At 39.3% G+C, this 11,746-nt stretch carries 8 protein-coding genes; 4 read left to right on the plus strand and 4 right to left on the minus strand.

What is annotated here, in order from left to right:
• Positions 1–63: 63 nt before the first annotated feature.
• The 3 genes from ACFFHF_RS23165 to ACFFHF_RS23175 all read left to right on the plus strand — a co-directional run bounded on the left by ACFFHF_RS23165 (position 64) and on the right by ACFFHF_RS23175 (position 2,203).
• Positions 64–864, plus strand: a complete 801-nt coding sequence (locus tag ACFFHF_RS23165) for a processed acidic surface protein (RefSeq protein WP_340903488.1) — start codon at positions 64–66, stop codon at positions 862–864.
• Positions 864–1,475 carry a class D sortase, LPxTATN-specific gene (srtD, locus tag ACFFHF_RS23170; protein WP_340903490.1) on the plus strand — a complete coding sequence of 204 codons (612 nt, stop codon included), beginning with the start codon at positions 864–866 and terminating at the stop codon, positions 1,473–1,475. Before ACFFHF_RS23165 ends, srtD begins: the two co-directional genes overlap by 1 nt.
• A 77-nt stretch (positions 1,476–1,552) precedes the next feature.
• Entirely contained in the window at positions 1,553–2,203 is a 651-nt protein-coding gene (locus tag ACFFHF_RS23175) for a glycoside hydrolase domain-containing protein (RefSeq protein WP_340903491.1), read from the plus strand.
• A 319-nt stretch (positions 2,204–2,522) separates the two neighbouring features.
• On the opposite strand, the gene ACFFHF_RS23180 is transcribed toward ACFFHF_RS23175, so the two are convergent.
• Together ACFFHF_RS23180 and ACFFHF_RS23185 are read right to left on the minus strand one after the other, a co-directional pair.
• A complete protein-coding gene (locus ACFFHF_RS23180) occupies positions 2,523–2,963 on the minus strand; it encodes a peptidylprolyl isomerase (protein ID WP_160546005.1) in 441 nt (146 codons plus the stop codon).
• Positions 2,964–3,042: 79 nt separating this feature from the next.
• Positions 3,043–6,405, minus strand: coding sequence for a hypothetical protein (locus ACFFHF_RS23185; RefSeq protein ID WP_377059164.1), 3,363 nt, complete (start codon positions 6,403–6,405; stop codon positions 3,043–3,045).
• Between the two features lie 161 nt (positions 6,406–6,566).
• Between ACFFHF_RS23185 and ACFFHF_RS23190 the strand changes: the two genes are divergently transcribed.
• Positions 6,567–7,940, plus strand: coding sequence for a dipeptidase (locus ACFFHF_RS23190; RefSeq protein WP_377059165.1), 1,374 nt, complete (start codon positions 6,567–6,569; stop codon positions 7,938–7,940).
• Between the two features lie 20 nt (positions 7,941–7,960).
• On the opposite strand, the gene helD is transcribed toward ACFFHF_RS23190, so the two are convergent.
• Both helD and ACFFHF_RS23200 read right to left on the minus strand, forming a co-directional pair.
• A complete protein-coding gene (gene helD / locus ACFFHF_RS23195) occupies positions 7,961–10,249 on the minus strand; it encodes an RNA polymerase recycling motor HelD (RefSeq protein ID WP_377059166.1) in 2,289 nt (762 codons plus the stop codon).
• Positions 10,250–10,390: 141 nt separating this feature from the next.
• Entirely contained in the window at positions 10,391–11,632 is a 1,242-nt protein-coding gene (locus ACFFHF_RS23200) for an MFS transporter (RefSeq protein WP_340903498.1), read from the minus strand.
• Positions 11,633–11,746: the final 114 nt, after the last annotated feature.

An 11,746-nucleotide genomic window follows, 5' to 3' on the forward strand; every position in this document is an offset into this window, starting at 1 on the left:
TGTTTTTTCATAAATTTACAAACAATACCATTATCGATACTTTCGAAATGGAGGATTAGTATAGTGAGAAAATTAAGTGCGCTTATCTTCTTCGGTCTTATTTTTTCGCAATGGGGAATTCTGAACGCCCATGCTGCTGTGACGGATACGGAGGTTAATGAAATATTATCAGACTACGATTTATCAAGAGAAGAACTTGATGTGATTTTGTCCGAGTATGGTACAACGGTTGAGGAACATGAGTCAAAGCAAGAATTAGCAGATGCGGTGGATTTTTATTTAAATCACCTCTCAGTATTAAAGGATCTAGAAGAATTTCTAGCGTCGATTGGCATTTCAGAGGAAGAAGCTGATCAACTGTTTGCACACCTCGAGAAAATCGATTCAGATGATATGCAACATCAAATGGTGACCATCGATACAAGAATAGAGGAAATCATGATGGCTTCTGATTCAGAGTTTACAGATGCTGAAAAAGAGGAGCTTTCCTCCCTGTTTGCTAAGATGATGGACGCCATGCAGGTAGTTCCGACTTTTTATTTAGTCGACTCTGCTGGAGCTCAAACAGCTATATCATATGAAGAGCTATTACAGGCGAATGAATTTACAAGTGACGGTCTCCTTGTACAACTGCATAGTTTAAGTGGTGAGCTGCTCGCAGATGTTGAGCTAACCCATGCCATGCTTTCAGGGGATTTTGTTTTGAGTGCTTTTGAAAAAGTCGCAGATGTTGGGGAACTAGTGGCACAGCTTCCTGATACAGCAAGCTTTTATGGAACGGGAATCCTGCTGGGTCTCATTCTAGCCTTTTCTGGACTGGGTCTTTTCTTGATACGAAAGAAAACCCTATCGGCAATAAAATAATGAAGATAAACATGCTAGCAGCAGGCTTGCTCCTCATTGGGGTTAGTCTTGCTGCTGTCAACATGTATTATTACTTAGAAGGAACTCTTTCCATCCAACAAGTTAAAATGGACTCGCCTCTGCCTGTTAAAGTAACAGAAGCTTCTTCTGACAAACAGTGGCCACTGTACGACGTGAAACCATCTGTAGGTGAGAAATTTGCTGAACTGTACATTCCTCGATTAGAGCAAGTGTTTCCTATTTATGAGGGTACCGGAACAGAAGTATTGCGTACCGGAGTTGGACATTATATCCGAAGTGCTTTGCCGGGTGAAGAAAATCATACGATTTTATCAGGTCATCGAGATACTGTATTTAGAGGCTTGCGTCATTTGAAGGAAGACGATGAACTGGTCGTAACAACACCAGAAGGAGCTTTCACCTATAAAATCTATCGCATACGAATTGTAACAGCGGACGATCATTCTGTTATGGCGCCAAAGCCAAGGGCAACTTTGACGTTGACAACCTGTTACCCCTTCTATTTTTTAGGCAATGCACCTGAACGCTATATTATTAGTGCCAAGCTCATAAATAAACAGCGCGTGATTACTTGGAATCCTTCTAGGTAATCACGCTTTTTTTGGAATGAGGACAAGATTCTCCCTATATAATCTAAAGTTAACATAAGTTGAAGGGAGAATGGCCATTGGCTTATTATTGGGGTGTAGACTCTTCTGCAGAAGTAACGGAGGACCTGTATAGTTTTGTGGAAAATGAATTTGGGAAGCCATCCTATTGGGGAAGATATGTAGCACCCATTCAAGGAAAAGAAGTAGCTGGGCTCACGAGAGAAGAAGTCCGTTTTATTCGTAGTAGGGGCATAAAGCTGTTACCGATATTAAGTAATTTTCGTGAAGCGGTTGGGTATCGAGAAGGAAAAGTTGTGGCACAAAATGCAATTTATCATGCAAGACGATTAAGTATTCCAAAAGGCAAAGTGGTATTTGGGAATATTGAGAAGTTTTTTAAAGTAGATGAAGAATGGATTAGAGGCTTTGTTGATGCCATGGAACCGAGCGGCTACAAGGCTGGCTTATACCACGACCCCGTTCATGGAGAGTTTACCAAGGCGTATTGTGCCGCTGTTGCTAAGGATAATAAAGTGGCCAATCAACTCATTTTGTGGAGTGCAGAGCCCGGGCCGGGTCCGACAAAAGCAAGAAGCGCTCCTAACTTCCGTCCGAAAAAGCCGTCATGTAAGGCCAATGTATGGGGCTGGCAATATGGCCGCGATGCACGACAGTGTCCAATTGATACGAATTTATTTAATAGCCGCCTGTATGAATTGCTTTGGTGACGATAGAAAAGCACTTGAGAATATTTAGCTCAAGCGCTTTTTATTTTGCCGAAAGTGAATCTTTGCTCGAGTATCATTATCTTGTTCCCCGAACTCATCTTCCCCACCTATCGTTAGTTGTGAGGTACACTGTGGGCACCGTATAGCCTTAGCAGGAATATTAGACAAACAGAAGGGACATTCCTTTACCGGGATGAATGGTTGTCCCCTCCCTTTTGCCCGCTTGTACCAATATATGAAAGAGGGGTGTGGTTCATTCATTAGAACGGTGTGTGGTTTGGGCAACAAAAAAAGAGCCCAAATGGACTCTTCCTTTGTATTATTCAGCGTCGAATACGCGAACTTCTTTCATTGTGTCGCCGTTTCTCATCGCTTTTACAGCACTAATTCCTGAAGTTACTTTACCGAAAACAGTGTGAACTCCGTTTAAGTGTGGTTGTGGCTCATGAACGATAAAGAATTGGCTTCCACCAGTATCTTTTCCAGCATGTGCCATAGAAAGGCTACCTTCTTCATGCTTGTGAGGGTTTCCTACTGTTTCACATTTGATAGAATAACCAGGGCCGCCTGCTCCAGTTCCAGTTGGGTCTCCACCTTGGCTTACGAAACCAGGAATAACACGGTGGAAAGTAACTCCATCGTAGAAACCTTCATTTGCTAATTTTTCAAAGTTTTCAACTGTACCAGGTGCTTCGTTTGGGAATAAGTCGAATTCTACCTTTTCCCCATTCTCCATTGCTATATATCCTTTTTTAGCCATTGTGAGAACATCTCCTTCTTATGTAAAATCAGTTTATATCATATCACTACTCTAGTAGAAAAAACAAACATTACAATTTTTATTTCCACGTCTTTAGTCGCAACAGAACCTTTCTTCTGATCTCTTCTAGCTTCGGTATCTCTCCTTTTGCCCGCTTTTGTTTATTCCATTCGTTATAGCTAGCCACTGAGATTAACAAGGATCCGGCTAGTAGCAAGTATGCCCACCATGGGAGATTGCCCCAATATGGTCTTGTTTGTAAGACGACATTGAGTAGCAGGACACCTGAGCCTACAAAGAAATACGATTTGATTCGAAGTATCGTTCCAGTCAATATCGACAGAAGTGAAAGTGTACCGACGATAATCGCATCATATACAGTATTGCTCTGTAAACCATCTTGAACGAGTAATAATGCAACTCCGATCAATATTCCCCATTGAATTCTTTGAATCAGTGTAGAATATGCACCCTTCAAACAACGCTCCAAATAAATTCCTAATACGATGAAAGGTAAAACATATAACTCCCTCTCGAACAAGGCAGGGATCGTGAGTAGATCAAGCACTTGATAATAAGGCTCTAGTAAATAACTACCTGCTAAAAATTTTGGAATCCAAGCTAGCTTTGGACTAACCCGCGGTTGCTGCATCCACAAAAATATACATATTAGGATACCAGGCAAGATTCCCAAAAGAATCCCTACTGGTTCCACCGTATACAGGAATAATACATACAGAAAAGCTGTGACCGTATAGGCATCACAATAGCGAAATGGCATGTGAGCATTTAACAAGGTTAGTCCTTTATAAATCTTTTTACCCGCAAAAAGAGACAATAAACCGAGACCGGCGAAAAGAACCATTGTACCCTCCGTATCAAGTAAGGTTGAAACATAGGAAAACTGAATGCTCCCTGCTAGCATAACCATTAATGGAAGTATGACAAGGAAATCCCATTTTTGTTGATGTAAAAGGAACAAGACTCCCACGCCATAAAGCAGCAGACAAAGATACATGGATCCTCCAAATGGATACGATGTTAGCATGGAGAGCATTCCGATCATTGAAAATGGAATAAGAAAAAGGGTGGATCTCTCCTTCCATACTTTAGTGCTAACTCCCCACCAAATCGCTAAAACGATACTTGTCACGAAAAACGAGTATTCACTCCAGCCTGATTCAATAAGATATAAACTGATAGCAACAAATAAACTTATATAACAGCCGTAAAGGAGGGTTTTTAGGATCCATTCTTTGCTAACAAGCTTAACACTCAAACCATACAGTAAAGTCGCAATCACAAAGCTCCATATGCCATCATTATTAAAAGCAAAGAATGTTAATAGCAAGGCTGCTGGTAAATAAACATGAGCTGTATATAAGAAACTGGTAGACAGTTCCATTTCGTGTCTTCGTAATACATAGCTTACTATGATTAAAATCGCTCCACCGATTACCCATTGCTCCTCCTCTAGCCATAAAGGAAAACGAGAGCTTTCATGAATCGCATAAACAAGAGTGATATAGGAAATGAGCGAACAAAGAGTCACATAATAGGTGACGGTCTTCTGCTTTGTCTGTTGATAAAGAAGATATGAGATAGCCATTCCACCAGAGAGAATAAAGACTCTGATAAAATCATTAACTGGCAAACTAAATGAATAAAGAATTCCTATCAAATAGAAGGCTTGTGATATAAAAAAGGCTGGTCTCTTTGTCTTCTCGATCAAGAGAAGAAGTACGCTTCCTGCGATAAAATTAAGGGCAGGCCCCACTTCTTCCTTACTCCAGTCGAACCATTCCTTACCTTCCTCAAACATGGCAGCTGTACTTAACCCATAACAAATAGGAATGACCCAAGTAATCATTTCCAGATAAAACGAGCGTTCCTCCACTTTTCTTCCAAGGATAAAGCATAGAGCTAATAACCCAAACATCACGCCTGTTTCCCACCAATCATACATGAGCCAAGACGGAAGAAGTGGTAAAACCATGACCCCCATCCCCACATCTCTAGAGCTTTGGCGAATGAGCGATGGTACCGTAACACCAAAAACAACGAAGAGGAAGAACCCGATAAAAAACAATGGCAGAAAGGAATCAAACAGAGCAACCTTATTTACAAGCATCATTAATTCAAATAAAGCCGCAACTAAAAAACTTGAAGTTACATACGTAAACCACTGCTTTTTTTCAGAAAGAGCTAAGTAATAAAAATTACCGGCAAGAATCAAATAAGAAATCATCATCACCATTGTGGGATCTCCTAAGTTGACGAGGAAGGCTTTGGCGGATATATATACAAATGCAATAAGCGATACCACCGCACTTGTCAGTGAGAAGATTTTCTTCCAATCCACTCCTCCTTGTAAAAATAGAGGCATGCCTAGTAGAAACGACCCTACCAATGCATACATGATTGGTCCAACTGTTAGAAGAATCGAGTTCTCGACAAGCTGATACAATCCATAAACCAAAAATAAAGTAAAAACAAAATGATAGTTTTTGTGGCCAGTCACAAACACCATTGATAAATATAAAACGGCAGTAAATATAATGTTCATTCCATAGAAGACAGGATGATCAAATAGGAGTAACATAAAAGCCGTCGTCAGTACTAAGCTTGCTTGGAAAAATGGAAGAACCTCTTTCGTAAACCATGTAAAAGAAGGTTTCTTTTTCATATAAAAATGGACGAGTAACAAGCCTGCATGGTACAAAATCATTCCGAAATAAAAACCATCTCTTTGGATAGGAAGTGCCGTCAGAAAAAATGCCGTGCCGATTGTTGTAGCAACTCCCGCAAACCAAACAAATAGACGAGAAGAAATCTTTTTAGCTAATAATAGATAAATGGGTACAAGTATGTAGCCGCTTAGCATTCCTAGAAAGTATCTTCCCTCTCCTGTATAAGAGAAATAAGAGCCTAATAACTGAAACCAGCCCAGAGATAACAGGAAAATGGGTAAAAATAGACTTCCTAAGACAGTAAAAGCAAACGCTGTTTGGTTGATATGAAGGATTCTTTTTGATATATAAGCCATTCCATAGAATAAACATGCAACCAGACCGATGGAACTAGCTTTCATCCAACTAGACATGGTCTCCCAGTTGCTTGTCGCTACATACAATCCACCAATCAGTAACAAAATGACCCCTAAGTTAAGCAACCAAGTGATATTTCTTTCACGTAATTGCTCAGGAGTTTTCTTTTTGTTTTCTCGTACGACTTTCTTTTTTTCTGGTTTGGCATTCACTATGTTAACAGGTGTCGTCTCTTTTTCTTTTAACGTTTCTTTATGGATGCTTATATAGTTGAACTTTTCGTATGCTTCGTATACCTTGTCGTAGATCGCATATGAAATATGTTGCTCTTTTTTTAGCAAATTAAGTTCTTCTCTGAAGATCTGTTTCCTTTGCTCTTTTGTAACAGAATCCATTGTTATATCCTCCTTTTCGTGTAATTTTACACAATTATACTATTTTCACCATATTATATCTACCAATATTATGAAAAATTCGTATGATTTTATTTAAAGGATTTTTCGTTTCGTCTATCGAAATACTAATAAGAACTGTTTTAATTAAAGGAGAATGAGTGATGAACAAAGAGATTTTTGATTATTTAGCTTCCAACCGAAGCAAGCATTTAGAAGAGCTTACCAAGTATTTGGCTATACCAAGTATTAGCTCCCTTCCTGAGCATAAACAAGATGTGAAAAGTGCAGCAAAATGGACGGCAAAAGCGCTACAGGATGCTGGAATGGAAAACGTAAAAGTATATGAAACGAAGGGCCATCCTGTTGTGTATGGTGATTGGTTAAAGCAAGAAGGAAAGCCAACTGTACTCGTATATGGCCATTATGATGTTCAGCCGGTTGATCCGCTTGAACTTTGGGATACTCCCCCATTTGAAGCCAATATTCGTGACCACAAAATTTACGCTCGAGGGGCAAGCGATGATAAAGGTCAAGTGTTTATGCATATAAAAGCAGTGGAGGCGATCTTACGAACAACTGGAAGCCTTCCTGTGAATTTCAAGTTTTGTATAGAAGGAGAAGAAGAAATTGGAAGTCCTACTCTTCCTCAGTTTGTTGAAGAGAATAAGAAGTTGTTGGCTGCTGATGTGATAGTGATTTCAGACACCGGCATGCAAGGGCCTGGAAAACCTGCCATTTGTTATGGACTACGCGGTTTATGCGGACTTCAGATCGATGTAACTGGTGCAAATAGTGATCTTCATTCAGGACTTTACGGAGGTGCGGTGCAGAATTCGATTCATGCATTAGTAGAGATTGTGAATTCCTTCCACAGTCCTGACGGAAAAGTGTTAGTTGAAGGTTTTTATGATAGTGTTCAAGAGATTACATCAGAAGAACGAGAAGCATTTGCAGCACTTGGTGACATAGACGAGGAACTAAAGGAACAATTAGGAGTTTCTGAACTGCATGGAGAACCTGGATTTACCGCCCGAGAACGTACCTACGTGCGACCTACCTTAGAAGTGAACGGCATTTACGGAGGCTTTCAAGGAGAGGGCATTAAAACGGTCATTCCTGCTAAGGCCTCTGCGAAAATTACCTGTCGTTTGGTTCCTAATCAAGATCCAGCTGAAATTGCCGATCTTTTAACCAAGCATATTTACGCGAATGTACCCGCGGGTGTGACGGTAAATGTGTCCTTATTTGATCAAGGTCATCCGTATGTGACTCCTCTCGAGCATCCAGCCATCCAAGCAGCTGGCAGGGCATACGAAGCCATTTACAAAGTTCCTACTGCTTATACTCGTGGAGGTGGGTCGATTCCAATCGTTGCCGCTTTTGATCAATTATTAGGACTACCAGTGGTCTTGATGGGCTTTGGATTATCTACGGAAAACTTCCACGCTCCGAACGAGCATTTCCACCTTGAGAACTTTGACAAAGGACTTGAGACACTGTGCACGTACTGGTATGAGCTTGCAGAATCGTTATAACAATCGAAAAAACAGGCAGCCTATTTGTGGGCTGCCTGTAGTTTTTCCATACTATTTTTTAAAAGCATAGACGGTTCTCCTAGGGAAAGTATGTGAAGCTCGTGCATCGCTCTTGTACAAGCGGTATAAAAGAGTCTTCGTTCGTTTTCTCTAAAGTACGTATGTTGAGACGCATCGTGAATAATAACTGCATCAAACTCGATGCCCTTTGCCAAATACGCTGGGATAATGGTAATTCCTTTTTCAAAGGAGACGGTTCCCTTTTCAACCAGGTGAACATCGCGACCGGTTTTTAAGGAAGCATAGACCGTTGCACTTTCTTTCGCTGTTTTACAAATAACTGCAATCGTTTCATGCCCTGCCTCAACCAGTTGGTCAAGAAGGCTTTGTAACCCCTGTTTATGACTTTCCTTCTTCTTGTAAATCGTTAGAGTTGGTTTCTCTCCATCCCTGTTAAATGGTTCGATCATTTCGCCGTTTGGCAATAAACCTTTTGTAAATTCAACAATCGGTCTGGTTGAGCGATAGCTCTTTGTTAAAGTAATCGTTTCTTTATCTTTCACTTCTTCTCCTAGCAAAATGGAGCTTGTGTCATCTGTATGTGCATAAATCCCTTGATTGATATCACCAAGTAAGGTGATTTTGCTTACGGGAAACAATTCACGAATATACGCAAATTGAAATGGTGAATAGTCCTGTGCCTCATCAATAAAGACATGCTTAATGGAAAGCCTTGATTTGCTCCCCTCGATCTTCTCTTTTAAATAGACAAATGGGGTCGCATCTTCATAGGTTAAAAATCCCTCTTCTAATTGCCTTAAGCTTAGTCCAACGACCTCTTCCCATTCTCCAGACAAAGTGAAGAATAGGTTTCGGTATATTTCTTCATAATTAATGAACTGATATCTTTTAATTTTTTTGATGAGAGGTTTAAAGTATCTAGCAACGACTACACTTGATAAAAATTTCTCTTCTACATCAAAATCTTGAAATCCGTCATTCTCTTTTTTCTGAATTTTTTTGAAGCTTTCCAAATAATCTTCTTTATCTAGAAACTGAATTTCTTCCTTTACCCAGTCTTTCTTTGCTTCTGCGCGTTTGTGTCTACGAATTTCTTTTAATAACCATTCTTTTAGGTCTTCCATCCGACTTGGGATACTTGCTTGTTTATCTAGACGATAAAACTTTTCTGTTATGTCTTCAGCTGACAAAAGAACTTTCCCTTTGAAAACGATCGGGTGAAACTGAAGGCCGGAATGGTTTAATTTTTGAATATAGTCATCAAGAATATTTTTATAATCAAGACTCGACTTTAACTTAATACTCTTCATTCGTAGCTCGTACGAACTGATTTGCTCAGAGGACAGAAGGCTTTCTAATTGCATAAAAGAATCCTCGAGCTCAAGCCTTGCACCTACTCTTGATGAAAGAAATTCTAAAAACGTACTTTGCTGCATGTTCTCTTCACCAAGCTCTGGTAAAACCGTGGACACATAGCTATTGAATAATGGATTAGGTGAAAACAGCATAATGTTTTGAGAGGTGATTTTCCCGCGATATCGGTAAAGTAAATAGGCTACACGCTGTAAGGCTGCGGATGTTTTTCCACTTCCAGCAACACCTTGAACAATTAATAGTTTGCTTTTTTCATCTCGAATAATTCGATTTTGTTCTTTTTGAATCGTTGCAACAATACTTTTCATTTGTGAATTCGCATTATTTCCTAATACTTCCTGTAACATTTCGTCGCCAATTGTAATCCCGGTATCGAACATACCTTGAATCACGCTATGGCGAATTAGAAATTGACGCTTTAACTCAATGACGCCTTCAATCGTCCCCTCTGGAGTAGTATATTTTGCCTCTCCGGGGGAGTAATCATAATAAAGGCTGGATATGGGTGCTCTCCAATCAAATATCAGAAAGTTTTCATCTTTTTCATCCATCAATGAACTAATTCCTATGTAAATAGATTCGGTAGATGGTTCGTTATTTTCTAAAAAGTCTACGCGACCAAAATAAGGCGAATTTTTTAACCGAAACAAGGTATTGATTTGTTTATCGAGCTGACTTTGGCTTCTTTCCCTTTCCAATAGAAGCTGGGCTTGTTGTTTGATGCTTGAGAAGGTTTCTGCTAAATCATCTGCTTCATCCGTATTCACTGTTACGTCATTCCAGAAGTTTTGCCTAATTTCGAGTGCATCTCCACCGACTTTCTCAAGATGCTTAAAGATTTTGTTTGATTTATGATTAATTATTTTTATGATCTCATTAACTCTTTTCTGCTCAAGTTCTCGTTCCCTTTCCACAAGCGATTCCCCCTCCAACTATCTGCATGCAGTATTTCTTATGAAAGAAAATAGTCACCCTCGGATGAAGATGACTTGTTAACTTATTTTTCGACTTCTTTTTGTTAGTATAGACCGAAAAGAGTCATTCTAGAACAATGGTTAGTTAGACGGAATAAGCGTATTTTGCTTGAATTTTTCTTTTTTCATGAAAACGTAAAGCGCTAAGAAAAGAAAAGCATTAAGTCCACGCAATATAGTTGCTGTTGTCATGGCCATGTCCATAGATGTGGTTTCAAGTAAATATACCCCAAACTGAGGAGCAATAAAAGCTACAAATGCTAATAACACATTGTAATGTGAGATGCATAAGCTTCGATTGTCTTCTTTTGTGACTTCTAGCAGTTGATTAAATAAAATCAAGACCGTGCCTGAGACGAAAAAACCGGACAACCCGTTCACAATTAATAAGTATACGAGATTGGTAGACAAAACGTTTAAAATGGGGGCAGTTGCCATTCCAACCGAGACAAGAATCATCATTTTCGCATTGCTATGCTTGTCTGCCATTCTTCCCCACCATTTAAAGCTGACAATTTGTGCGACTTGATTGGCAACAGCAAATAAGCTAATCCATAGACCTGTTGCCATGGCATATTTTATCTGGTAAATGCTAAAAAGTGACCAGGCCATTTGCCAGGCAAAATTAAAGAATAATCCACAAACTAAGAAATATAAAAATGGCTTGTGCTTATACACATGAAATCCGAGTCCTTTGCTTTTTGTGACAACTTTCTTTTCTAGCTTGGGCTCCTTATGTTTAAATAAATAATACACTTCCACTAAACCAAATAAAAAGGCCAGAAAAAATAATACTTGATATGGCAATGGATTGGAAGGATGAAAATACTGTAATGATAGTCCGATAATAAACGTTGAAATCATCCCTACAATTGTTAAAATACGATTGCGGTTACTAAAGAAATTACTTCTCCGTGACTCTGGAATCAAATCTCCGATAAAAGATTGCCAGCTTACGAGAGCAAACGAGCCTGGGAAATTCATTAAGCCAACTAGTATGACAAAAACCCAGCTTTTATAGTCACCTGGAATATATATGACAAATGTCATTAATATAAGAAATAATCTAGTAAAGAGAATGGATAAGGCGGTAAACTTCTTTTTCTCATTTAATCGCCCTAATAGGATAGAGCCTGCAACCATCGCAAACATACCGATAAATTGAGGAAGGGAATTCATAAGGCCGATCTGATAATTGCTTGCACCTAAGGCGCTGATAGCAAATAAAGTGAAGTAATTATTCGTAATGTTTGTGACGATCGTTGAAGCGATTCCATTTTGAATGCTAAGCTTTTCATTATACTCATATGAAGAAGGTTTCATACACTCAGCTTCTTTCTTTTTCCATTTTCACTATTCAAAAGTTATCATACTCCCAATCGGTTTCTCCCTGCAATAGGAATCTTTCGAATACCGAAAAAAGACACCCTGCAAGGT

The organism is Robertmurraya beringensis (assembly GCF_042433785.1).
GTDB classification, from domain to species: Bacteria; Bacillota; Bacilli; order Bacillales; family Cytobacillaceae; genus Robertmurraya_A; species Robertmurraya_A beringensis.

Coding starts and splice junctions, on each gene's coding strand:
- srtD (WP_340903490.1), top strand. CDS start 864: ATGAAGATAAACATGCTAGCAGCAGGCTTGCTCCTCATTGGGGTTAGT.
- ACFFHF_RS23180 (WP_160546005.1), bottom strand. CDS start 2,963: ATGGCTAAAAAAGGATATATAGCAATGGAGAATGGGGAAAAGGTAGAA.
- ACFFHF_RS23185 (WP_377059164.1), bottom strand. CDS start 6,405: ATGGATTCTGTTACAAAAGAGCAAAGGAAACAGATCTTCAGAGAAGAA.
- ACFFHF_RS23190 (WP_377059165.1), top strand. CDS start 6,567: ATGAACAAAGAGATTTTTGATTATTTAGCTTCCAACCGAAGCAAGCAT.
- ACFFHF_RS23200 (WP_340903498.1), bottom strand. CDS start 11,632: ATGAAACCTTCTTCATATGAGTATAATGAAAAGCTTAGCATTCAAAAT.